This is a genomic window from Henriciella litoralis, assembly GCF_002088935.1.
Taxonomy (GTDB): domain Bacteria; phylum Pseudomonadota; class Alphaproteobacteria; order Caulobacterales; family Hyphomonadaceae; genus Henriciella; species Henriciella litoralis.
This window is the reverse complement of record NZ_NCSS01000006.1, coordinates 1,010,443-1,035,356: the sequence shown is the minus strand read 5'-3', so window position 1 is coordinate 1,035,356 and position 24,914 is coordinate 1,010,443. Positions and strand designations below refer to the sequence as shown.

Here is a 24,914-nt window from a genome sequence, read left to right as displayed (position 1 = left end):
GCCGTGAATTGGCTCATTGTGCGACAAAGCCACCATCGATGATGAGCTCGATTCCGGTAACAAAACGGGATTCATCGCTTGCGAGGTAGACAGCGCCGTGCGCGATATCATCCGGTGCGCCGACCATGCCAAGCGGGCAAAGTGCCGACATGCCAGCCATGCGATCGCCATCGGGCAAGAGCCCGTGATCTTGCCATTTTACGCTCGCTTCGCGCAGCATTTGCGTGTCGATGCAGCCGGGATGGATTGAGTTGCAGCGTATCGGTTTCTTACTGGCGCCCCACTCAATCGCCAGTGTTTTGCTCAAATGGCGCACGGCGCCTTTGGACGTGTTGTAACTGGGCTGGAAAGGGAAGCCGATTATGCCGGCGACCGATGATATGTTGATGACGGAGGCCAGGCCGCTCTTCCGGTCGGCGAGCATGTCGGTGGCAAGCTTGCAGCCCAGAAACACACCATCGACGTTCACGCTCATGACTTTGCGCCAGCTATCGAGTGTCACCTCTTCCAAGGGACACTCCAGCTCTATGCCCGCATTGTTGACAAGAATATCAAGGCCGCCGGATGTTTCCTTGATTTCGGCGAGCAAGGATTTCCAGTCGTCTTCAGAGGCGGAGTCCTTTTGACGCGTACGCTCGCCAGGGATGTGTTGGAGATCCGTCCTCCAGACAGTCGCGCCCTGTTCCTCGAACTGATGAGCTATGGCAGCACCGATGCCCTGGGCTGCGCCCGTTACGAGTGCAATCTTGTTTTCGAGACGCTTTGTCACGATGTCCTCCTGAATAGTGATTGATCCGAAATCGGAGCCGAAGCGCCGCTAACAGGGCGGGCATGACCGCTGCCCCACGATGGGGGCAGCTGATCTTCAGCCGGCTTGCCGAAACAGTTGAATGCGACTTACGCGTCGACCGTGAAGGAGACCGGTTGGATCTTGCCTTCTGCGACATCGCTGAGAAGCTTGGCGTCAAGGATTTGTGCGATACTGCCATCTTCACCGGTGAAGGCGATGGGACCGTAGCCGATGAACAGAAGTTCGGTCTCCATCTCGACATTGGTGTCGGCATGTACGGCACCGAGCGGTTCGTATCCCCAGTCGCCTGCCTTGGCGGTGCTATCCTTGTATTTGAGCTCACCCTTCAGCATCAGGAACTCGCCCGCGCCGAGGTGATAGTGGCCCGCGAACATGCCGCCAGCATCAAGCTTCAGAATGATCGAAAAGTGTCCGGTTTCCGGGCTAACCCTCAGCAAGCGGTAGTGGGCGCCATTGCCCAGGCTGTGCCACTTCAGATCCTTGGGATTGTAGAGTAGTTCTTCTTCTTCACGCATGTCAGTCTCCTGTTTGTTTAAAATTCGATCCGGGCTTCCAGGCCCCAGCTCTCACGTGGGCCGTAATAGGTTGGGATGAAGCCAAATGTTGCTCTGAGGTCCCCGGCATCGACGATGTATTGCTCGTCGCCAATATTCTTGGCCCAAAGAGCGATCTCCCAGTCGGATGTCTCCGGCGAGAGGGACAGCCGCGCATTCACAAGCTCATGCGATCCGCGTGAACTGATGGCCTCGAGCTGGTTGGAGTCGTAGTAGCGCTGGTCGACATAGACATACTCGATGCGCGGCGTCAGAACCCATCCATTCGGCAGCGTGAAATCCTGCTGCGCGGAGGCATTGATGTTCCATTCAGGCGCGCCCGGCAGCCGGTTGCCACTGAGATCGCCAGCGATGGGCGAGACGTAGTTTTCATAGGACGCGTCGAGATAGCCGATGCCGAGCGACAGGTGCATGCCGTCAACCGGAATGGCGGTAAACTCACCCTCGAACCCGGACACTTCGGCGTCCGCAGCATTTTCCAGCGCGATCACGATCGGATTGGCCGTGCTTGAACCCTGGGTAAAGGTGAAGACCTGCAGGTCGGAGTAGTCATACATGAACACCGCCATGTTGGCACGGAACCGATCATCCAGCAGGGTGGTCTTCAGGCCGATCTCGTAAGAGGTCAGGAATTCCGGATCGACGGTGGTGAGCTCGTTCGGGTCAAAAAACGCGCCGAGATTATATCCGCCCGACCGGAAGCCGCGCGACACGCTACCATAGACCATGCTGTCGGCGCCGAATTCGTACTTGGCGAGGAGGCGTCCGGACCAGGCGTCCCAGCTTTCCGAACGGCTTGTTTCCGGAATGAGCGGGACGACAAGGCCTGCCGGTGACGTACCGAACTCGCCATAGGTCAGCAGGCTATCGAGAACCGCATCCTTTTCCTCATATGTATAACGAAGACCGCCCGTCAGGCTGAAGGCATCGGTCAGCTGGTAGGTCGCTTCGCCAAATACTGCATAGGTCTTGGTGTCGCGTTGCGAGTGCGCATCGAGCGGTAGCGCTGCGCCGGGAACATCGCCAAAGAGAGGCCCGGACGTGCGGTAGCCGAAATCCTCCTTGAGGGCGAACAGGCCGGAGATCCAGGTCAGGTCGCCGCCGCCATCATAGGAGAGGTTGAACTCCTGGCTGATCTGTTCGCCATCCTGCTGGAAGCGCAGCTCGTCGAGGCTTTGCGGGCTCTGATCGATATCGCCGAGATAGTCGGTCTCGACATCTTCATAGGCGGTGACCGACTTTAGCGTGTAGTCGCCAATGTCCCAGGTGATGGCGACACTGGTGCCCCATGTGTCGGCGTGATGGCGATTGTCGGTGCGATTAACGTTGATGTATTTCGGGTCGTCCGGCACCGGATCGACATAGCCAAGCGCATTGCCGCCATTGATCGCGCCGACGGACTTGCCCTGTTGGTAGTCGGAGCGATCACGTCCATAATGCAGGTTCCACAACACCTCGACATCATCGTTCGGCGTATACCGGGTAATGGCGCGCATCGCGGCGAGGTCGACGGCATTCGCCCGCGAGCCGTCGAACAGGTTTCGGCGGTCACCATCATTCGCCTGCATCTTGCCGGCGATGCGTGTGGAAAGCTTGTCCTCGATCGCGACGATGGTACCGGCGGCTTCGACTTCGCGGGCGTTGTAGCTGCCAATGCCGACGCGGAGATAGCCTTCCTGCGTGTTGCCGGGCCTGCGGGAATAGAAGTTGATCGCGCCGCCTGTGGTGTTGCGGCCAAACAGGGTGCCCTGCGGGCCACGCAGGACTTCGACCCGCTCAAGGTCGAACATCTGCATCAGCTGTCCGCCGGTCAGGCCCTGGAGCACGTCGTCGCTGTAGATGCTGACGGGTGACACGGTCGTGCCATTGAAGTCATTGTTCCCGACACCCCGGATGAAGAGATTTGGGTTGCCGCCGAACGTCTTGATTTCAAGGTTTGGAACCTGATCGTCGATGGCCAGTGAATCGGTAAATCCATAGTCGGCCAGGGCTTCGGCATCGAAGGCCGACATGGACAGCGGAACATCCTGAATGTCTTCGGATGTCTTCCGCGCGGTAACGGTGACGGACTGAAGCCTTTTCGGGCTTGTGCCTTCGTCGGATGAGGCTGTTTGCGCGGCCGCTGGCCATGACAGGGCACCGGCAATAGCGAGCGCTGCGACTGATGAGTAAAATTGTTTGTACACGGAATTCCTCCCCAGAATTCTAATCTTGTTTTTCGTGTTTCTGGTAATGCTCGGCATGGATCTGCCGTAATTGCTTCTTGTCGACCTTCCCGGTTGCTGTGAGGGGTAGTTCGTCAGCGACGATCGCGTCCTCAGGCACCCACCATTTCGGTAGTTGTGACGATAAAAATGCCAGAGCGTCGGCTGATGACACGGCGCTTCCAGCTCTCTTTGAAAAGACGAGCAGCGGGCGTTCGTCCCATTTGGGATGGGGCAGGCCAATCGCGGCCGCCGACGTGATGTCGGGGTGCTCGACAGCCGTGTTCTCAAGTTCGATTGAACTGATCCACTCGCCGCCAGACTTGATGATGTCCTTGGTCCGGTCGGTGATCTGCATGTAACCGAGCGGATCGATTGTCGCGACATCTCCGGTATCGAACCAGCCCTGCGCATCCGTGGTGGGCGTTTCATGCCCGAAATACTGATTGACGACCCACGGACCGCGCACCATCAGCCGACCACTGGTCGCGCCATCATGCGGCAGTGCCTTCCCGGCTTCGTCCACGATGTTGAGCTCAATGCCATAAGGAATGCGGCCTTGCTTGGCGTGTAGCACTTCATCCTGCGTGTGGCGGGGCTGGCCCTTGAGGGCCGCGCTGGGCGTACCGATAACGCCGAGCGGGCTCGTCTCCGTCATGCCCCATATCTGCACGATTTCCACATCCAGGTGGTCGGCGAAGTCGCGCTTTAGCTGTGGCGGCACCGCAGAACCGCCAACATAAAGGCGGCGGAGGGCCGGCAGCTTGCGGTTGCTATGCAGGGCTGCGTCGAGCACGGTCTTCCAGATGGTCGGAACGCCCCAGGCATGCGTCACGCCTTCACTGGCGCACAGCTCAAGCAGCGTTTCGCCATCCAGCTTGCTTCCCGGCAGGACGAGTCTGGCTCCGTTCATCGGGGCGACCATCGGAAGGGCCCACGCCGTTGCATGGTACATCGACGCGCAAGGCAGAACGACATCGCCCGGGCCGATACCGAAATTGCCAGGGGCGCTGGCGGCAAGGGCGTGGATCATGCAGGAGCGATGGGAGTAGAGAACGCCCTTTGGATTACCCGTCGTTCCAGATGTGTAGCAAAGAAAGGCGCCGTCCCGCTCGGATAGGCCGGGCGCGCCGTCGCTAGGTGCGGCCGCGGCTATGAAGCTTTCATAGTCGGTCAGGCCGGGCAGCTTCAGCGGCGGCAGTTGGTCTGCCGTGCAGAGCGCCACAAACATCTGGACGGACGGGCAAGTGTTGGCGATCGCTTCGGCCTGTTGCGAGAAGGCCGGGTCGAAGAAGATGACGGCGTCGTCGGCTTGCTCGACGGTGAAGCGGATCTGTTCGGCGCTGAAGCGTGGATTGATCGTGTGGAGTATGTGACCGGCACTGGTTACGCCATAGTAGAGCTCCATGTGCCGACGCGTATTCAGCGCCAGCGAGGCGATACGGCTCTGATGGTCAAGACCGAGTGAAGCAATGGCACCGGAAAGCCGTCTGGCTCTTTGCCAGGCGGTCCTATACGTGTCTCGATTCCAGCTGCCTTCCTCGTCGAGCGAGGGCATGGTGAGATCGCCATGTTGCTCGGCGGCATACCGGAGAATGTCCGGAATGCGTAGCTGAACGTCCTGCATCAGGTAATCAGACAAAGCGGGTTTCCTCCTCCCTATTTTCTTATGATGCCAATTACGCGCAGATTTCCGGACGCGCGCTTACCCTGGAGGGACAGGTGTCTTTGCTCTCCGTGCACAAAGCTCTTGGTATGTTTTGAAGGACGGCGGTTTGCGGCTAAGGTGCCAGCAATAACAAGAAGAAAAACATATAAGGGAGGCGATAATAGATATGCAGGAGATCAATCGTTCTATCAGTAATCGCGAGGTTCGCCTCGATCAGGTCAGTTTCCAGGATTTCTGTGAGCGGCTGTGTGCGGTTCATTCCAATTGGGCGCTGGACCGCCCGGACGGGCAGGCTTTTGATGCCCGTTTTCGGGAGGAACGGATCGGCGATGTCGGCTTTACAGATGTAAAGGTAGGCTTCGGGCTTTCCGGCCACAGGACGAGCACGCACATCCGCCATCTCAGCGACACGTTTTACGGCGTCATCCTGATGCTTGCTGGAGGGCAGCGTCTGGTGCAGGACGGCCATGAAGTCCTGCTTGAACCGGGTGAGCTTTCAGTCTGGGATGCGACCCGGCCTTGCGAGTTCAGCTCGACTGGCCCGGTACGCCAAATTTCCGTTCTCATCCCGCACAACAAACTCAGGCTCTATTCGTCCAGTATTGAAGATGTCTGCGCCCAGAGGATCAGCGGCCGTTCTGGGCTCGGCTTGTTGCTTGCCTCCCACCTGCAGGCGTTGAGCCAGGTGCTGCCCTGGTCGGACGAAGCCGAGAAACTGAGTACAGAGGCCGCAACACTGGATCTCATCAGCGCAGCGATCCGGCCCGACAAGGCGGGCGACTTCAAGTCATCGATCCACAAGACGATGCACCGGCGTATCCAGGACTATATCGTCAATAATTTGCGCGATCCGGATTTATCGCCCGGCAAGATCGCCGGCGCGTTCGGCATTAGCCCGCGTTATCTGCACAAGCTGTTCGAAGCGACGGAGTACACCGTGTCGGAGTGGATTCTGCGGCGTCGACTAATGGCGTGTTATTCATCGCTGAAGGATCCGGCGCTCAACCATATGACGATTACGGAGATTGCCTTTAATTGGGGCTTCAATAGCGCGCCATACTTCTCACGCGTCTATCGCCAACAGTTCGATCACACCCCAAGCGACACAAGGCAGCTGCAGTCGGGCGCAAAGTGCAAGCAAGGCGGCAAGTCCTAAGGTCGTCTTCTGGGCCGTCGGGAAGCGTCCGCGGATATCAACAAATGAGCGGGTTGGCGCATCCGCCAGCCTGCGGCGAAGGTGAGCGGGCGACGAATGCCGAAGCCTCAGAAGTTTGCGTCCGCCTACGACTCACCCAAGAGCTATTCCAATCCTGACGGCCACACCCACTTCAGACGGGGCTGCCCCGATTAATATCTCGGCCAGCCCGTTTCCCGTATTCAGCGTATTTCCGGTCAGTTGATGAACATGTTCTTGGATGCGTTTTTTCGATTTTCAGGAATGGGTGCGCTCGCACTGATCGCTGTGCTCACAATTCGAGACAATCGGGCCTGGCGAAGCGCTCCCTATTTGCTGCTTGCCTGTTTGAGCGTAGCGGCGCTGTTTGTCGGGTATACGCTCGAGGAATTTCGCGCCCCGTTATGGTTACATGTGGCCGCTCGCCTGCTTGATGTGCCTCATCTCGTCCTTGTTTGGCTATTTGCCTTGTCGCTCTACCAGAGGGAATTCCAACTGCGCGCGGCTCACGTCATTGTGGGGCTTGCCTATACAGCCCCGATTTTCTGGATCCGGTTCGCTGAGTTTGGACTCGTGCCACTGGTGCCAGCGTGGCTGATCTCATTTGTGAGCGTGACGTCCATCCTTCTGATCGGACATTTGATCTTTGCAACCCTTCGAGAGTGGCCCGACGATCTTGTGGCGGAAAGGCGCCGGTCTCGCCTCTTTTTCGTTCTGACGATCATCTTTGTTGTCGTGGTTGCTGCCGTCTCTGAGCCCTTCCTTGTTGGCCGCGACGGGATCGCTGCGGAGACATTCAAGGTCGTGTCGATTTGGCCGGCCATTGCGATTGCGGCGGTGTGGCTTCTAAAGGCTGACACAAATGGCGTCCGCTTCGATGAAGCTGGTCTGAGCCCGTCGAACATCTCAGCGTCAGACGCAGCGTTGAAGGAGAAGCTCGACCGCGTGATGATAGAGCAGAGTGCTTTCAAGAGACGCGGGCTAAGCATTGTCAGCCTGGCTTCGGAACTCTGCGTGACGCAACACCGCCTCAGGGCACTGATCAACGGCACACTCGGTTTTCAAAACTTCAGCACATATGTGAACGCCTTGCGTATTGCTGAAATGAAGTTCTGGCTCAGCGATGAGGGTAAGCGGCATCTGCCCATCCAGACATTGGCGCTCGACTGCGGTTTCAAGTCGCTTGCGCCGTTCAACCGCGCCTTTCGTGAAAGCGAAGGGGTCACCCCGAGCGAATATCGGGCCCGCCAGCTTGGTCCGCAGCCGTCATAGCCTTCATTCTCGATGATACGCGGTTTCGATCAGCTTTTCCGCGATTTCAACAAGCATGGAAAGGCGCGTGCGCGCCGCAGCGCATTACCATGGGCATCTTGCGAAAATGACCAGAGGGAATGCGGATGTTGAAATCGAAGAGATCGTCGAGAAAAGCCATGCTTGGTGGCGGGCTGCTCGCCCTGTGTGCGGGCCTGACGCTGGCGGGCTGTACATCGCCTGCAACCGTTGAGGAGCCTAAGTTAAAGACATCCCACACTTCCACCGAAAGTCAGACGGAGACTGCCGGTTACAAAGCAGATTTGCAGGAACTCGCAGAGCGGATCAAATCGGAGCATCCGCGGCCGTTTCGATATATTTCAGAGCCCGATTTCGATCGGCTTGTCGCGTCCAGCGTGGAGAGCATGGGTCCGGAGTCTTCCCGCGCGGATGCGCTATGGGCGTTCAGTGAAATTCTCGCCAGCATTCAGTGCGGACATACGGGTATGTCATACTTCAATCAGGAAAACGCCCTGATCGAAGTCGAAGACCGGTTTCCCGTAGATGTGCGTTTCGTGGGCGAGCGGCTTGTCGTTCTGGACCCGCTCGCCAATTCAGACCGTCTGGAGAAAGGCGATGAGATCGCGAGCATTAACGGCCAAAGCGTCAATGAACTCCGAACGAAAATATTCCCGCACATCGCTGCAGAGGGCGTGGCTGAAACCTTCAAGGACTATGCGTTCAACTATTACGCGACAGCTTACCTGACCTACGCGCTTGGTTTTCCGGACGCCTACCAGCTTACACTGGTTGGGCAGACCGCGCCGACTGAGCTCAAGCCTCTCACGGACTTTTCGTCTAAACCCGTCATCAATCCAGCCGCACTTTGCCAGGAAGGGCTTTGCTCTCGAGAGGATATCGAAACTGGCGCCGGCATTATGACGATCCGGTCGTTTGCCTATTATGGCGACCAGGGTCAGGTCTTCGCAGACTTCGTCGACTCTGCACTCGCCGATGTTGTGGAAAAGGACCGACCTGCACTGATCATCGATATTCGGGGCAATAATGGCGGCTCTGGTTTAGCGGTCGCGTACGTCTTAAGGCGCCTCACTGAGGAACCGTTTGTTTACTGGTCAGATCAGGCTGACAAGCGAGGAGTGCTGGAGCTGTTCGACACCCAGCGGCCAGTGGACGTGGGGCTCGATGCTCCTGTCTTTCTATTAGTGGATGGAAATACGGTCTCCACGGCGCCGCATTTTGCCGCCCTTTTCAAGGAGCATGGTATGGGCACGATTGTCGGCGAGGCGATGGGCGGAAATGCGTCCACGAACGACGGTGCGCAGAACTTTAGTTCAACCGTGCACGGCATTGAGTACAGCATTGCCCGGATGCGGTTTGACGTAGCCGCGCCCAGCCTGTCTCTCGACGAGGCGGTTCAACCGGACTTCCGCTATCCTACACCGTTGATGATGTCCTGTACGGCGACGATTCGATGATGGAGTTTGTCTCCAACATGATTGAAGCTGAGCGCAATTAGTCCGCAAAGCTCTGCGCTTATGCCGTGCTGTTCTTCATCGTCGCCCCGGCCGTGGAGTGAGTGTCCTTCAGGCTTTGGACGACGAGCCGTCTTGTGAGGCGGTCCTCGAGTGTGGAAGCCTTATTGAGGTCCAGTCTGACAAGGTGTGCGTTGAAACGTTCGAATTCGGGAGGCGATGCAAGGGCCTTCAGGGCATATCGGAAACGCCCGCCCCAGTTTGCCGTCTGAAGTTGCAAATGCTCCAGCGCAAGTGCCAGATCCTGCTCGACGGCGTCCATTTCTGTGCCGAACGGGAAGGCCGGCAAGATATCGGCAAAGGGGTGCAGCGCGGTCGTGATGGCCTCTGGTGTGTTGCGGCGCCACTCAGCGGGGACCACAAAATCATCCGGTAGTTTCTTCGCGGCGATGGCGTCTTTCACAAGCCCGTCGAGGAACCGCGCATCGGTGATGGCGAGCATGCGGCGGACGCATTCCTCGTCAGGCTGTCCGCGCAGATCGGCAACGCCGTATTCGGTGATAATGATATCCCTTAGGTGCCGGGGCACCGTCACGTGGCCATAATTCCAGACCAAATTGGACTCGATGCCGGATGCCGTTTCCCGGACGGCCTTCAGCAGGATAATCGACCGGGCATCTTCCAGTTCGTGCGCCTGCGCGACAAAATTATATTGGCCGCCGACCCCGCTGACGACACGACCGTCTTCGAGCGCGTCAGAGGTCACGGCGCCAAGGCAAGTCGCCTTCATCGCGATATTGATGAAGCGCGCATCGACGCGCTCTTGGCGGCGGACCGCTTCATTGCCGTAGAGCGCATTCACGTCATCGACGCTCGTCATGTTGACCCGGTTCAGCACCTCATCGGGGGCATCGCGCAGCCCGCGGTAGAAGGTCTGGGGTCCGAGATAGAATCCGCCATCCACCGTTATCTCGCGGCCCTTGTGCGCCCGGCGCCTGAACACGCCCGCGCGCAAGAGTTCAAACATGCCCTGCGTGAACATTTCGGTGCAGCCGTATAGCCCGCTTACAAATGCGTCATCGCCGCCTTCGTCGACGGGCCCCGCGGGGCCGGGGAGGGCGTTGACTGCGGCGCGAAAGGCGTCGGGCTCAGTATGACGAAGGCGAACGGATTGCGCGGCGCCATCGCCCAGCGAGCCAATGCCGATCTGCAATGTGCCGCCATCCTTCACAAGACGTGCTGCCCGCATTCCGATGGCATAGCTAACCGTATCGACGCGTGGAGCTGGCGGGCCTGCCAGGTCATACCCCCCGCATTCAAGCAGGACATCAAACTCATCGGCGGGGACTTCCGCGTCGTTTGGCATGAAGGGCAGGCGCTCATTGAGCTCACCGACGACGATAAAATTCTCGCGGCCCACTTTCTTTCGCATCAGGGGGATGAGATCGAGGCTGAGATCTGAGTTGCAGGCGAGGCTGAAGCGACCGTCGCGAAAGGCCACCATCTGGCCAAGTACGTTAACGCGCTCAGCCACGATACGGCGCATGGCGTGCGTGTAGTTCACGCTATTGTAGTGGCGCTGGGCGTATTCATTGCCAAGCAAGGTGCCGGTGGCGAGGAAAAATTCCTCAATTTCGACATTGGGCGGCAGACGGCCCTGTTGACGATCAACGGCATAATCAAGATCGGGATAGTCGCCGAAGAACTTCTCTATCAATGGCCGGGCGAACCGCCCCCCAAGTCCGCCGGGCAGGGCAGGGCGAATGATTGAGAGGGCCGTATATATCTTGAGCTTTATGTCCGGATCGGCCTTCGCCATCGCGTACAAAGCATTTGTAAAACGGTTTGCCTTGCCAAGGCCAAGAGGGAGGGCGAGCCGAATATCCTTGCCGATGCGATTGACGACATCCTGCGCGCAGTCTTCCGCAGACGGCCAGATGGGTCGCTCTTCTGTACTGCGCAAACTGCTGTCGTTTGTCATTCAACCCTCATCAAGACCGGGCGTTTCTAAACGTTGCCGCGCTTCAGTTTCATTCGTTCACCATTCTCCATATAGGTGCTTCGCCCATCGCAAAAAGGTGCGAAACTCGAACCGAATACGGCGCCGAGCTTCAGACGACCAATATCAATCCAGGCATCGCCTATCAGTTGAACCTTCCTTCTTTGTTGTGGTGACCGTGATATGAACGGCGCACTCGGAATGAGTTCAAAGCCGTTCACTTAAAGCAGGGGTATCAAGCGGCCTGCGCCGCGTAGCCCTGCTGGAAAGGCCAGTTCTATGAAACGTCATGCGCCAATTGCTGCCGCTCTCTGCCTTGCCGCATTCGCTTCGGTAATCCCGACGGCGACCGCGCAATCGCAAAACCTTGTCATCATCGATCAGGATGGTTTCAAATCCGAAATCTCTGGAAGCCAGACCGGTTATCAGCTGTCCTTGTCCGTCAAACAGCGCGGCTATGAACAAGGTATAAGAGCCATTCAGGAGGGCGCCCGGCATGTCGCGGAGATCAGACAATATGGTCGCGGCAACGGCGCTGCCTTTACCCAGTCGGGGCGGCGTAATTCAGGCTTCCTGGGGCAGGCTGGCTTTTTCAATTCTGCGGCGATCAATCAAATCGGTCAGGGCAATCTTGCGGGGGTCGCTCAGCTCGGCCAAGGAAACTCAGCCAGCGCAAATCAGACAGGCTCCTATAGTGCGCTCGGCATCGTTCAGGTTGGCGACGGCAATGCGGTTAACGTGACGCAGTCCGAACGCGGCGAGGTGAAGCTCGTGATTCAAGGCCTAAACCGTCTGCGCTGGTAGCAGATTTCACCAGACAAAAGTGATGAGCGGCGCCCCCGGCAGGGGCGTCGTTTTTTGTTCGTGATGCAGTCGTCCGGGCCTGAAAGGACGTCCGTTTGGCTCATGAATTCCGGAGTTCAAGGATCCTTATTCGCCTTAAGAAGAATGATGTCATAACTAGGACAAAGCGCTGAAAATAAATAACAAAAATACCTGCAAGATAAGCGGAATGTGAACGGCATGATCCGAACTGGTTCAGCCCCGGTCCTTTACACCTGAACTTGTCGCGCGGTGGTCGTGCGAACCAGGACCAAAAGGAAATAAACATGAAACTTCACATTCTCATCGCTGCCTCGCTCAGCCTCGTTTCCATCGCTTCGACGGTTTCGACAGCGGAGGCACAATCACGAAACAACGTCCGCATCAATCAGTCGGGCTACGCGAATGAAATCGCCGGCCAGCAGAAAGGTTACTGGCAGTCGCTGTCCGTTCGCCAAGACGGCTATGGCCAGTTCATCAGCACCTTCCAGAACGGCGCCCGCAATGGCGCAACGGTTGGGCAGATTGGTCGCGGCAATGACGCGGCGCTGGCCCAGCACGGGCGCCGCAACTCCACAGTCGTCGGCCAGACAGGTGCCTACAACTATTCCAAAACCTACCAGACCGGTACGAACAATCTGACTGGCGTTGCTCAGATCGGAAACTATCACTCCGCGATCACCGAGCAGAGCGGATCGAATAACGGCCTTGGCGTTATTCAGGTTGGTGAAGGTCAGACAGCGAATGTGAAACAGTCCGGCCGGGGGAATGTGACCCTGATCATTCAAGGCGATCACTAGGTCGCAAAAGCGGTCAGCCGGAGGAGGGTCTGCCTCTCCCGGCTGCCACTCTTTCTTGGTTAAAGCTCTTTCGGCGTGGAAGGCACTCGTTCGTGGTGCCTTCTGCGGCGCAACCGGCTGCGGCCTGCAGCGTCCTGTCTGCCTGGCCTATTCGCCATTCCGCGTAAATCGATGTAGGATCAAAGACCGGTTTCCTTGGGAAGTGTGGTCTGTTGTTCATGTCGGATGCCTGCGTAAAAGTGGAAGACATCGAGCCCCTGCTGCAGGCAGCGGGGGACCTCGGGCTTGATACGGCTGCGCTTGTCCCGGCCGGCGCCAACACCATTCCGATCATCGACTATTTCCGCTTTCAGCGCACAATCGCATTGGCCTCCGATGATCTCACAGCCGTGATTTCAAGCCGCAAGCTGACCTATCGGACAGGCCACTTCCTTCTGACGCAGATGCAACAGGCCGGTTCGTTGCTGACGACGCTGGAGACACTCGCCGAGCATATGAACATGATGCACGGCGACGCCTACAACTCGCTTAGATATAGCGATGACCGGGTCTCACTCGTGGTCGATGACAGCCAGTTTCCATATCGGTCGCGGGAGAATACGGCCTTTGTCGAGCTTGTCGGCGATTGCCTGACAATCAAGATACATTGCCTGCTCGACAGTCTGACGGAGGGGCTCGCGTCTACCGCGCTGAAACGCATCCGGCTGAAGCGCAAGCGCGGGATCGAACGCCAGCCGCAGAACAGCTTCTGGCAGGTGCCAATTGAGTATGGCGCGCCAGCCTATGAACTCATTTATGATTTTGACCGGGCGTGTGAGACGATCCGGATCCGCGAAAAAGTGGACCTCAGCGCCGACGGGGTCTTCTCACGCGTGATTGGCTATCTTGAAACGCGGCTCCCGCAAGCCGGTGAGCAGAGCTTCACGGCCCGGACGCTCGACCTGATCGATGATGGTATGACACTGCAGTCCGAAGTGGCCGACAGGCTGGATGTCAGTGTGGCGACGCTGCGCCGCCGTCTTGCCGAGGAGGGGGCGCATTTCCGCGAGCTGGTCCTGAACACAAAACTTCGCCGGGCTGAAGCGATGCTGCGGCGCGGCTGCTCAGTGGCGCACACGACAGAAGTGCTCGATTACTCAGATATCAGGGCCTTCAATCGCGCCTTCAAACGCTGGAAAGGTCAGACGCCAGCCGCGTTCGCGCAGACCTGCCAATCCTGAGCGCCTCACGTATTTGAGCGAAAGTGTTCACTCCTGTTGACGGGATGTGTCGTAGTCCTGCGCCCTGGAATAAAGAGAAGGTCTCCCCAATGCGCTTAGATGCATATGGGAGGATATCATGAATTCACACACACCGCTTGCGGTGCGCCTCGCGCTCGTTTCCGCTACGGCCCTGACGGCCGCACTCGCTGCTCACGCCCAGGACACAGGGGAAGCCACCGCTTCTGCCGCGGTCGAACAAGCTCAGGACCAGCGCCGCTTTAACACGGTCACCGTGACCGCGCAGCGCCGCGAACAAAATCTCGTCGACGTTCCGCTGTCCGTGTCTGCCTTCGACGGCGACCTTCTGGCTGACCTCGGTGTCGCCGACCTGACGGAAGTCGCAAAGATTACGCCAAACGTGACGCTGGAAGTCTCCCGCGGCACGAACACGACGCTGTCGGCCTTCATCCGCGGCGTAGGCCAGCAGGACCCGGTGGCCGGGTTCGAAGCTGGCGTCGGCATCTATGTCGATGACGTCTACCTCAACCGCCCACAGGGCGCCGTGCTTGATGTCTATGATGTCGAGCGGGTCGAGGTGCTGCGTGGACCGCAAGGCACGCTCTATGGCCGCAACACGATTGGCGGTGCCATCAAATATGTGACCAAGGGCCTCTCCGATGATCCGACCTATGAGATCAATCTGAAAGCCGGCACCTACAATCAGATCGACGGCGTGATCACCACATCGCTGCCTGTGACCGATACGTTCCGCGTCGGCCTTTCAGCCGCGCGCTTCCACCGCGATGGTTTCGGCGAAAATGTCATCACGGGCGAAGAAAACTACGACAAGAACCTCTTCGGCGCGCGTATTTCTGCCGAGTGGGATGCCGCTGATAACTTTCAGATCCGCGCGGCAGCAGATTATTCGCTCGACAAGTCGAATGCCCGTCAGGGTCATCGGCTGATCCCTGACCAGCTCCCACCTTTCACTTATCCGGTTTTGGGCGACGTCTTCGATACGCGCGCTGGGCTTGATGCCATCGAACAGCGTGTCGAGGCCTATGGTGGATCGCTGGTTGCGCAGTGGGATATCAATGAAAACTGGACGATCAAGAATATCCTCGCCTACCGCGAAGATGAAAGCACCTCTCCGATCGATTTCGACTCTCTGCCAGAAGCCGACGTCGATGTGCCGGCCATCTATGAGAACGACCAGTTCTCTGAAGAGCTTCAGTTCCTCTATTCAGGTGATCGCCTGAACGGTCTGATCGGTCTCTACTATCTCGATGCGAACGCATCGACCGTGTTCGATGTGCTGCTTGCCACAACGGGCGATGTGCTTGGTTTGCCGGGTCTGAATGCGCAGACCTTTGGTGATGTCGGCACCGAGACCTGGTCGATCTTTGGCGACTTCACTTTTGATGTCACCGATAAGTTCTCTGTCTCTCTGGGCGGTCGCTATACCGAGGACACCCGCACATCGCAGGTCCTGCGCCGGACCTATATTGGCGGCTTCTCGGAGTTCTTCGGCGGAAACCCGACCCTCATCGCAACAACTTCGGATTTCAACGGCGAGGCTGACTTCGACGATTTCAGCCCACGCGTTTCGGTTTCCTACAAGCCGACGCCGGATACCAATATCTACGCTACCTATTCGCAGGGCTTCAAAGGCGGCTCGTTCGACCCGCGCGGCCAGACGACGGCGGCGCCTGACCTTGATCAGAACGGCACCGTGTCCGATCAGGAAATCTATCAGTTCATGCAGTTCGACCCGGAAGAGGTTGATTCCTTCGAGGTCGGTTACAAGGCCAGCCAGCTTGGCGGACGGCTCAATTACAGCCTTGCCGGCTTCTATTCCGACTATACCGACGTGCAGGTGCCGGGCTCTATCGGTGTCGATACCGACGGCGACGGCGTCAACGACTCCTTCTCCGGTGTGACGACCAATGCCGGTGCCGCAACGATCTGGGGTGTTGAGTTTGAGGGCACGGCAACCGTGGCTGAAGACATGGCGCGCACAGGCGACCTTCTGAACCTTGGCTGGTCTGTCGGCTATCTCGATGCCCAGTATGACGAGTTCATCGACGCGTTCGGCAATGACGTTTCCGATCAGCGCGTCATCCAGAACACGCCAGACTGGACCGCGAACGCCCGCGCTTCCTATGAGACGCCATTTGCGGGCGGTGATCTGCTGCTCAACACGCAGCTCTCCTATCGCGGTGAGTCGAGCCAATTCGAAGTGCCCAATCCGTTCCTCGACCAGGAAGCCTATACGCTGTGGGACGCCAGCGTGCGCTGGGAAACGGCGGACGGCCGTTGGGGCTTCAGCCTGACCGGCAAGAACCTCACCGATGAGGAATACATTGTCGCAGGCTACAACTTCGTGACGGTGAACCCGAACGGCACCTTCACGCCGACGCTTGGTCTCGAAGGCACGCTGACGGCCTTCTATGGTGACCCTCGGACGGTCACCGCCGGCATCGACTACAAATTCTAGTTCGATCACGCTCTTCAACGTGCCGGGCAGCGTCACAGCACGCTGTCCGGCCAGTTGCTGAGGCATCGAAACGGGTCAGTCGATGACAGAAATCACTTATAAATCGCCGGACGGCCTGGACCTTTTTGCGAAGGCATATGGACCAGAAAACGCCGCGCTGACAGTGCTGTGCATGCATGGGCTAACGCGAAATCACAAAGATTTCGAGCCGATGATTGATGCGCTGAACGATGAGCGGCGATATGTTTGCGTCGATGTGCGGGGGCGAGGCAGATCAGACCGCGCGACCGACCCGTCGACATATTCTCCGGTCAATTATGCGGGCGACATGATCGCGCTCATGGACCAGATGCAGATTGCAAAAACCGTCTTGATCGGAACGTCGATGGGCGGGTTGATGGCCATGCTAATGGCGAAAGCCATGCCTGAACGCATTCAGGGCATCGTGTTGAACGATGTCGGCCCCAAGGTGGAGCAGGCCGGGCTAAAACGCATTGCGGCCTATTCAGGAAGTCCGTTGCCGGTAGATGACTGGTCAGAAGCCGTCGACCGGACTGCGAAAAGTCAGTCCGTCGCTTTCCCCGACTATGGGAATGAAGACTGGCTCGCTTTTGCGCGTAGAACATGGCGCGAGGAAGAGAACGGACAGATCCGTCTCGACTATGATCCCGAGATTACGCGTTCCCTTGGCGAGGCAAAGCCTGGGCGTCTGGCGAATTTCGCGATGTGGCGGCTCTATGGCGCTATGCGAAAGATTCCGCTGCTGATCGTGCGGGGCGAGACGTCTGATGTCCTTTCAAAAGCGACCGCCAAAAGGATGGTGCGTCGTCACAAAGGCGCGCATCTTGTTGAAGTGCCCGGACGCGGCCATGCGCCGATGCTGGACGAACCGGTCGCCATTTCGGCCATCTCGCAATTTCTGGAAACAATAGAGGCAGGCCTATGACTGATTTTGCAGGGTCCAAACCAGCGGCGGCTAAAGGCCGGGCCTGGGTGCTCGCTGTTCTGACGCTGGTCTACACATTCAACCATGTCGACCGGCAAATTCTGGTTATCCTGCTGGAGCCGATCAAGCTGGAATTGAACCTGCGAGACAGCCAGCTCGGCATGTTGACCGGTATCGCCTTTGCGGCCTTCTATGCCACTTTGGGCATCCCTGTCGCAATGTGGGCTGACCGAGGAAATCGCCGGAATATTATCTCCATCGCGCTATTGATCTGGTCGGGCATGACGGCGCTTTCGGGGCTCGCGCAGACCTATTGGCAGCTGCTACTTGCCCGAATGGGGGTCGGTGTCGGTGAGGCGGGGGGCACACCGCCTGCCACATCAATGATTGCTGACCTTTATCCGCCAGAGCAAAGGGCCACGGCGCTAGGTGTTTATACAACCGGCATCGGCCTGGGCATCATGGCGGGCTTTGCGCTCGGCGGGTACATTTACGAGCTTTACGGCTGGCGTGTCGCTTTCTTTGCGGCGGGTATTCCCGGGGTGATACTGGCACTTATTGTCCGTTTCGCGATCAAGGAACCTGTCCGCGGGGGATCGGATGCCACAGTCGACCATGGTCAGGCGCCGAGCCTTGGTGAAACGCTGCGCTTCATTTTCGGTCAGTCTTCGTATCTCTGGCTTCTGGCGGGATGCCTTCTCATCTGCATCTCGGCAAACGCTTTCCTCGTCTTCACCTCCAGCCTGCTTCAGCGCACCTATGCCTTGTCGCCTGGGGACGTGGCACTGCCGCTTGGTCTGCTCATTGGCGGCGTCGGCAGTGTTGGCGCCGTCGTGATCGGCGCGGTTTGCGACCGTCTGTCGAAGAAGGATCTGCGCTGGCGACCCTGGATCATCGCAGCCTGCGCCGCGCTTGCCCTGCCATTTGCGTGGATGTTCCTTCGCGCGGACACAGCAGGCATGGCCTATGCGTGGAATTTGGTGCCGAGCTTTGTTGGTCTGATCTATGCGTCCATCGCGTACACGGCGTCTCAAGAACTGGTGCAGCTGCGGATGCGCAGTTTCGCGTCCGCCTTCATGCTATTCTGTCTGACACTGATCGGGATTGGCTGTGGCCCATGGATCGCCGGTCTGCTCAGCGACTATTTCGCGGCATCCGGCAGTGAGAGACCACTGGCGCGGGCACTTGAAGTTATCCTGCTGTTCAATGCAGGCAGCATCCTCTGCCTTCTCATGTCTGCGCGCCGCTATCGTGAGGATGCGGCCCGCGCGGTCGCCAATTCGCGCGCGCCGGTTGCGGCGGCCTAACCTACCAATCGGTCGACCAACGATAGGGCGGTCATCTGCGCAGCGCAGGTGATCGCCTCATCATGTCGGCTACGTCGACGTTTTTTCATCGAAGGTTGACTTTGAGGTAAGGATAGACGGATCGCACGATCTGTCGCTTACTCACAAAAAAATAAGTGAGGGAGCACACGCATGGCGAGCGATACGAGCGCAGTAGGAGCGGCGGCAGATAGCGAATTTGGTTTTGACCCGGATGGCCTGCGTCGGAAGTACCGGGAAGAGCGCGACAAGCGCCTGCGCCGCGATGGCAATGAGCAATACGTAGAAATGACGGGCAAGTTCGCCCGGTTTCTTGAAGACCCTTATATCGAGCAAGCCGACACCCGCGCAGCGCTTTTCGATGAAAAACAGGTCGTCATTATCGGAGGTGGTTTCGGCGGCCTCCTGGCCGGCGCGCGCTTGCGTGACGCTGGTCTGAAGGACATCCGCATCATCGAGAAGGGCGGGGATTTCGGCGGCACCTGGTACTGGAACCGCTATCCGGGCGCGGCTTGCGATATCGAAAGCTATGTCTATCTCCCGCTGCTGGAAGAGACCGGCTTCATGCCAGAGCGCAAATATAGCCGCGCGCCAGAAATCCTCAGCTATTCGCGCCGCATCGCAGAGTATTACGACCTCTATAACGACGCGCTTTTTCAGACCGAAGTCACGGATATGAGCTGGGATGAGGACGCCGGAAGATGGACGATCTCAACCAATAGGGGCGATGCCATCCGTGCGCAGTTTGTCATCATGGCGAATGGCCCGCTGCACCGACCCAAGCTTCCCGGCATCCCGGGCATCGAGTCATTTGAAGGGCACACCTTCCATACGAGCCGCTGGGACTATGAGTACACCGGCGGGGACACGACAGGCGGTCTCGATCGCCTTGGCGACAAGACCGTCGGTATCATCGGCACAGGGGCGACATCTGTTCAGATCGTCCCGCATGTCGGTGCCGGGGCAAAACAGCTTTATGTCTTTCAGCGGACCCCGTCCTCAATCGATGTACGCGGTGACCGGGAGACCGATCCGGAATGGTCGCGCTCATTGGAGCCCGGCTGGCACCAGTACCGCATGGAGAATTTCAATACGCTGGTGTCGGGCGGGCATGCCAAGGAAGACCTCGTCGCTGATGGCTGGACCGATATCATCCGCAACCTTGGCGTCGTCGCGCGTCAACGCGCCATGGCCGACAAGAACAGCCCGCTCAGTCCTGACGAACTGGTGCAACTCGCCGACTTCCGGAAGATGGAGGCGATCCGCGCGCGGGTGGATGAGGTCGTGAAGGATGAAGCCACCGCTGCGGCGCTGAAGCCGTACTATAACCAGTTCTGCAAGCGGCCATGCTTTCACGACGACTATCTGGAGACTTTCAATCGCCCGAATGTGAAACTTGTCGACACAGACGGGCAGGGGGTCGAGCGCATCACCGAACGCGGTGTGGTCGCCGGTGGCCGCGAGTATGAGCTTGACTGCCTGATCTTTGCGACAGGGTTTGAAGTCGGCACCAGCTATGCACGTCGGGCGGGCTATCACGTCCATGGGCATAGCGGCCAAAGCCTCGAAGAAAAATGGGAAAACGGCGCGCGGACCTTGCATGGGATGACCGTGAATGGCTTTCCAAACTGCTTCATCTTCTCAACGATCCAGTCTGGTTTCACAGCGAACTATCCGCACGCGCTCGCCGAGCAGAGCCAGCATGCAGCCTACATCATCGCCGAGACGCTTGAGCGCGGCGCTTCTCGCGTGGAGCCGACCCGCGACGCTGAAGAGGCCTGGACCGAGACGATCCTCGGCGCCGTGCTCGACCGTCGCAAATTCCTCGAGGAATGCACGCCCGGCTACTACAATAATGAAGGCCAGCCATCCCCGGAGGCGGCAAGCTTTGCTCCCTATGGAAAAGGTTCAGTGGCGTTCTTCAAGCTTATCGACGAGTGGCGTCAGACATCCCGAATGGAGGGCTTGATCCTAAGCTGATCGATTGAGCGCACCGCGCGGCGACCCCACTTTGTTGAATTCAGTGTAGTTCACTCACATTTATCTGGCAGAAGTGCCCCAACCTGTTCTATCAGTCATGGAATAGACGGGAGAAGCATACTGAGCGGCAATGTACCGCGTGCAGCTGCAAGAGGGAGCGCCACCATGATTTCACGCATCGCCAATTGGTGCTTTGCAGCCTTGCTGCTGGCCATCGCGCTGTATCTGACGATCCGCGGTTTCACGCTGATCTCCTTGGGCGGCAGCTGGTATTATGCGCTGGCAGGCCTCGCTCTCTTGGGGGTCGTGGCCCTCCTCATTATGCGGCGCCCGGCAGCCGGTATTCTCTATGCGCTGATCATTGCGGTGACCCTGATCTGGTCGATACCCGAAGCGGGCCTCGACCTGCTGGCGCTTCTGCCGCGCCTCGCGGCCTGGATCGTTGTCGGGCTCTGGTTCCTGACGCCTTGGCATCGCGCCGCGATGACGTCGAGCGGTGATGCCAAATGGGTCGCGGGCGCGAGCCTTGCTGGTATCGCACTTCTTGTCGTTAGCGGTTTTCAGAAAAGCCCGGTTATTGAGTTTGACCGCGATGCGTCTGCGCAGACCGCCACTGCAGCCGATTGGGCCGATTATGGCAGCACGCCAGAAGGCACGCGCTATTCGGCCCTTGCCGAGATCACGCCGGACAATGTGACCAATCTCAAGGAAGTCTGGCGCTTCGATACGAAGATCCCGTACGAGTACAAGAACACCCCGATCAAGGTCGGCTCCAACATCTTCACCTGCACGTCCGGCAATATCGTGATCGCGGTGGATGCGAGCACCGGCAAGGAAACGTGGCGGTTTAACCCGCAGAACAAACTGTCCGGCGCGACGCCGGAGGCGCTGGCGCGCGGCAACACGTTCACGCGCGGATGCCGGGGTGTCTCCTACTATGAAGCGGGCGAGGACTATGCCGGACAGTGCAAAGCGCGCATTCTGACAGGCACGACGGATGCAAGGCTCATCGCGCTGAACGCAGAGACGGGCGAGCGCTGTAGCGACTTCGGCGAGGATGGCGAAGTGGACCTTCGTCAGGGCCTCGGCCCACACCCCATCTTTGCCTACTTCCACAGTTCAGTTCCCCTTGTCGCGGGCGACAATGTCGTGGTTGGCGGCTGGGTCGTCGATAATCAGGAGCTCGGCAATCCGTCCGGCGCGCTGCGGGCTTTCAATGCGGTCGACGGGTCTTTTGTCTGGGGCTGGGATGTTGGCCGTCCGGGCGACACCTCTTTCCCGGCAGAGGGCGAGACGTTTACGCTGGGCACGCCCAATGTCTGGTCGATTATGAGCTATGACCCGGAGCTGGACTTGCTCTTCGCGCCAACGGGAAATGCCTCACCTGACTATTATGGCGGCAAGCGCCGGGATATCGATGACGCCTACAATGCTTCAGTCGTAGCGATACGCGGGGCCACGGGCGAAGAGGTCTGGTCCTACCGCACGGTCTATCATGACATCTGGGACTATGACGCCCCATCCCAGCCGACACTCATCGACATCAAGCGCGACGGTGAGGTCGTTCCCGCCGTCGCCCAGCCGACCAAGCGCGGTGAGGTCTTCCTGCTCGACAGGCGCACCGGGGAGCCGCTCTGGCCCGCCACGGACTGTCCGAATGGATCAGCACCGACCGCTGCGGGCGAATGCCCCGTGCCACAGGGGCCTGCAAAAGGTGATCGCGTATCACCTATCCAGCCGTTTTCGGGGCTGCCGCGCTTCAACGCGCCGCGCACGGAAAAGGACATGTGGGGGCTCACACCTCTCGATCAGCTCTATTGCCGCATCGAGTTCAAGAAGATGCGCTATGAAGGCCACTTCACCCCGCCAATGCCTGGCGGCGGCGTTCTTGGCCGCGACAAGACATGGGGCGGCACATTCCAGTATCCCGGCAATCAGGGCGGCTATAACTGGCCGAGCGTATCCGTCGATGCCGAGAACGGTTTGCTGATCGCTCAGCCCATGTTGCTCGGTAACCGGATCTATCTACAGACGGCCGCCGAGCGCGCCGCAGAATCCGGGCGTGAAGCGCCGCCGGCATCGGACAATGCTCTGACAGGGCAGGGGCCTTGGGCAGATGACACGCCGCGCTATGGCATCACCAGCCGCTTTGTCTCCAAGTGGAAACTGCCTTTCACCAATATCGCATCTGACATGCCATGCTTTGAGCCGCCTTATGGTCGGCTGGCGGTGATCGATCTGAACAATAATCAGCTGCTCTGGAGCCGCCCCATCGGCAATATGCGTGAGCTTGGGCCGTTCGGTATCAAGCCGGGCCTGCCGTTCGAAGTCGGCACGCCGGTCTATGGCGGCACGACAACGACACGCAGCGGCCTGATCTTTCAGGTCGGCACGCTGGATTCCACATTCCGGGCCATTGATATCCGCAATGGCAAGACGCTGTGGCAGACCAGGCTGCCCCACACCGCGAACGGCGCGCCTATCACCTTCACCGAAGACGGCAAGCAATACGTCGTCGTGGCTGTCCCGAACAATCCAGATGACGGCGCGCCAACCGGTGGCGGCCAGCTGATCGCCTACGCGCTGGAGGACTAAGCCCCCAGCGCTTAAAGGCGTCTAACTTGCGATCAATTGAACAATCGTATCGGCTTTCGGCACGTTCTCGATGTCCATCACAGTATCGATGACATCCTTCGCGCGCGGCTTGCCAACGACCGGCCAGAGCAGTTCCATCGCCTTGTCGAGCACGTCCTGGCGCGTCATCGGATGCGATGGGAAGCCGCGAACCCACGGCACAAACAGCTTGGTCTCACCCGTCTTGCCGTCAACTAGCGTCACGCGGGCCGGTTCGGTGCGGGTCTCGCCTTCTTTCACTTCAAGGTCTGGCGCGTGGATGACGTCCATCTTCTCCATAAGGGCGCGCACTTTGGCATCATTGTTGAAGCGGTCGCGGTCCTGCGCGGACACCAGGTCGAGCCGCCCATCAATCAGGATAATTGAGGCGAGGTAGCGAAGATTGAGCGCTGGCATCTCTGCATTGCGGAAGGCGTCCCAACGGCCGGGCATTTCCATCACGATGGATTCGACAGTTTCTGGAGACGTTTTCGGCAGAAGCTCCAGGACCGCTTGAACGGCCGGTTGGGTCGGGCCGCCGACGGGATAGCGCTTATAGGCCGTATGCGTCAGCTCTGAACGGGTCGCCAGATCTTCGATCAGATAGGCCGGATCATGATCGCCGCCTGCAAACATCTTGTGATGCATGTACGCGGCCTCATTGTCGAAGCAGTCTGCAACACCGGTCAGGCCCGTCTCAACCAGTAGGGCGGCTTCGATGCCATTCCGCGCGCCAACACCGGCGAACACGAATGTCTTCTCGATATGCTCCTCGTCGAGCAGCCATTGCCATGAGCCTGATGCCTGTTGAACGGCGTATGACATGACATGCTGTACCTTCTCGGACGGCAGACCAAGCAGCGAGGCCGCGGTGGCAGCCGCACCAAAACAGGGGCCCAGACTGTGGTTGGCAATCCCCATGCGATATAGGTTTCGTACGCCGAGCGCTTTCGGCATCCGTCCGCAGAGTTCATACCCGGCAACGCAGGACCGCAACACATCATGGCCTGAGAGGCCGCGATTCTCAGCGATGGCGAACGCCGTCCCGACGACGGCCGGTCCGGGCTGGACGAAGGCGGATGGAATGAAGTCATTGATCTCGGACCCGTGCACAATCATGGCTGATCCAAAGGCGGCATCAACAAGCCCGACACGCTCCTTGGTGCCCAGCATGGTGGCGCCATTGGCGGCGCCTTCCGATTTCATGAGGGCGTATTTACGGCCGAGCATGGCTGGCTCAAGGTCCTTGCAGGACACCGCAGATGCGATGGAATCAAGGATGTGCCGTTTTGCGAGCTCCAGAAATTCGGGCTCAACATCAGCCGTCCGGATTTCGGCGATATACTTGCTGATCGTGGGCGTGATGTTCGCGGGCACATCTGCAGCTGTCTCAGTCGCTTCGCTGGTTTCGGCGCCGCCTTCGGCCATCGCTTTTGGCGCACCTGCAAGCGCGGCTCCAAGTCCGAACAAGCCAAGTCCGAGTGTTCCACGTCTGCTAAAGTTTGGATTCATTGGATTCTGGCTCATGTTTCGCTCCTGATTTGTTTGCTGAACGTGCCTTGAGATTACAACAA

General features: G+C 58.6%; 17 protein-coding genes. 11 read left to right on the top strand and 6 right to left on the bottom strand.

Going from position 1 to position 24,914, the window contains the following annotated elements:
- Positions 1-13: 13 nt before the first annotated feature.
- The 4 genes from B8783_RS08585 to B8783_RS08570 form a co-directional block, all read right to left on the bottom strand.
- Positions 14-769 carry an SDR family oxidoreductase gene (locus tag B8783_RS08585; RefSeq protein WP_169711747.1) on the bottom strand — a complete coding sequence of 252 codons (756 nt, stop codon included), beginning with the start codon at positions 767-769 and terminating at the stop codon, positions 14-16.
- Positions 770-897: 128 nt separating this feature from the next.
- Positions 898-1,326 (bottom strand): 2,4'-dihydroxyacetophenone dioxygenase family protein, encoded by a 429-nt coding sequence (locus B8783_RS08580; RefSeq protein ID WP_084419764.1) that lies wholly within the window; start codon positions 1,324-1,326, stop codon positions 898-900.
- A 17-nt stretch (positions 1,327-1,343) separates the two neighbouring features.
- The gene (locus B8783_RS08575) at positions 1,344-3,551 is read right to left on the bottom strand and encodes a TonB-dependent receptor (protein WP_169711746.1); all 2,208 of its coding nucleotides are present in this window, start codon (positions 3,549-3,551) and stop codon (positions 1,344-1,346) included.
- Between the two features lie 19 nt (positions 3,552-3,570).
- Entirely contained in the window at positions 3,571-5,211 is a 1,641-nt protein-coding gene (locus B8783_RS08570) for a long-chain fatty acid--CoA ligase (protein WP_233355720.1), read from the bottom strand.
- Positions 5,212-5,404: 193 nt separating this feature from the next.
- Here B8783_RS08570 and B8783_RS08565 point away from each other — a divergent pair, with 193 nt between their 5' ends.
- The 3 genes from B8783_RS08565 (at position 5,405) to B8783_RS08555 (ending at position 9,159) form a co-directional block, all read left to right on the top strand.
- Entirely contained in the window at positions 5,405-6,394 is a 990-nt protein-coding gene (locus tag B8783_RS08565) for an AraC-like ligand-binding domain-containing protein (protein WP_084419762.1), read from the top strand.
- A 282-nt stretch (positions 6,395-6,676) separates the two neighbouring features.
- Positions 6,677-7,684 carry a helix-turn-helix domain-containing protein gene (locus B8783_RS08560; RefSeq protein WP_169711745.1) on the top strand — a complete coding sequence of 336 codons (1,008 nt, stop codon included), beginning with the start codon at positions 6,677-6,679 and terminating at the stop codon, positions 7,682-7,684.
- Positions 7,685-7,809: 125 nt separating this feature from the next.
- Positions 7,810-9,159: a S41 family peptidase gene (locus tag B8783_RS08555; RefSeq protein ID WP_169711744.1), complete on the top strand. Its 1,350-nt coding sequence runs from the start codon at positions 7,810-7,812 to the stop codon at positions 9,157-9,159.
- Positions 9,160-9,217: 58 nt separating this feature from the next.
- Here B8783_RS08555 and B8783_RS08550 read toward each other — a convergent pair whose 3' ends face one another.
- Positions 9,218-11,137: an acetyl-CoA hydrolase/transferase C-terminal domain-containing protein gene (locus B8783_RS08550; RefSeq protein WP_084419759.1), complete on the bottom strand. Its 1,920-nt coding sequence runs from the start codon at positions 11,135-11,137 to the stop codon at positions 9,218-9,220.
- A gap of 297 nt (positions 11,138-11,434) precedes the next feature.
- Here B8783_RS08550 and B8783_RS08545 point away from each other — a divergent pair, with 297 nt between their 5' ends.
- The 8 genes from B8783_RS08545 (at position 11,435) to B8783_RS08510 (ending at position 23,322) form a co-directional block, all read left to right on the top strand.
- Positions 11,435-11,959: a curlin-associated protein gene (locus tag B8783_RS08545; protein WP_084419758.1), complete on the top strand. Its 525-nt coding sequence runs from the start codon at positions 11,435-11,437 to the stop codon at positions 11,957-11,959.
- 305 nt (positions 11,960-12,264) lie between these two features.
- Positions 12,265-12,777, top strand: a complete 513-nt coding sequence (locus B8783_RS08540; protein WP_084419757.1) for a curlin-associated protein — start codon at positions 12,265-12,267, stop codon at positions 12,775-12,777.
- Positions 12,778-12,995: 218 nt separating this feature from the next.
- Positions 12,996-13,997 carry a helix-turn-helix domain-containing protein gene (locus tag B8783_RS08535; protein WP_084419756.1) on the top strand — a complete coding sequence of 334 codons (1,002 nt, stop codon included), beginning with the start codon at positions 12,996-12,998 and terminating at the stop codon, positions 13,995-13,997.
- A gap of 118 nt (positions 13,998-14,115) precedes the next feature.
- Positions 14,116-16,476: a TonB-dependent receptor gene (locus tag B8783_RS08530; RefSeq protein WP_084419755.1), complete on the top strand. Its 2,361-nt coding sequence runs from the start codon at positions 14,116-14,118 to the stop codon at positions 16,474-16,476.
- Positions 16,477-16,558: 82 nt separating this feature from the next.
- Entirely contained in the window at positions 16,559-17,422 is an 864-nt protein-coding gene (locus tag B8783_RS08525) for an alpha/beta fold hydrolase (RefSeq protein ID WP_084419754.1), read from the top strand.
- Positions 17,419-18,729, top strand: a complete 1,311-nt coding sequence (locus B8783_RS08520) for a spinster family MFS transporter (RefSeq protein ID WP_084419753.1) — start codon at positions 17,419-17,421, stop codon at positions 18,727-18,729. Before B8783_RS08525 ends, B8783_RS08520 begins: the two co-directional genes overlap by 4 nt.
- A 171-nt stretch (positions 18,730-18,900) precedes the next feature.
- Positions 18,901-20,727 (top strand): flavin-containing monooxygenase, encoded by a 1,827-nt coding sequence (locus tag B8783_RS08515; RefSeq protein ID WP_084419752.1) that lies wholly within the window; start codon positions 18,901-18,903, stop codon positions 20,725-20,727.
- Positions 20,728-20,892: 165 nt separating this feature from the next.
- The gene (locus B8783_RS08510; protein WP_084419751.1) at positions 20,893-23,322 is read left to right on the top strand and encodes an outer membrane protein assembly factor BamB family protein; all 2,430 of its coding nucleotides are present in this window, start codon (positions 20,893-20,895) and stop codon (positions 23,320-23,322) included.
- A 21-nt stretch (positions 23,323-23,343) separates the two neighbouring features.
- Here B8783_RS08510 and B8783_RS08505 read toward each other — a convergent pair whose 3' ends face one another.
- Positions 23,344-24,867, bottom strand: a complete 1,524-nt coding sequence (locus B8783_RS08505; RefSeq protein ID WP_084419750.1) for an MmgE/PrpD family protein — start codon at positions 24,865-24,867, stop codon at positions 23,344-23,346.
- Between the last annotated feature and the right edge of the window lie 47 nt (positions 24,868-24,914).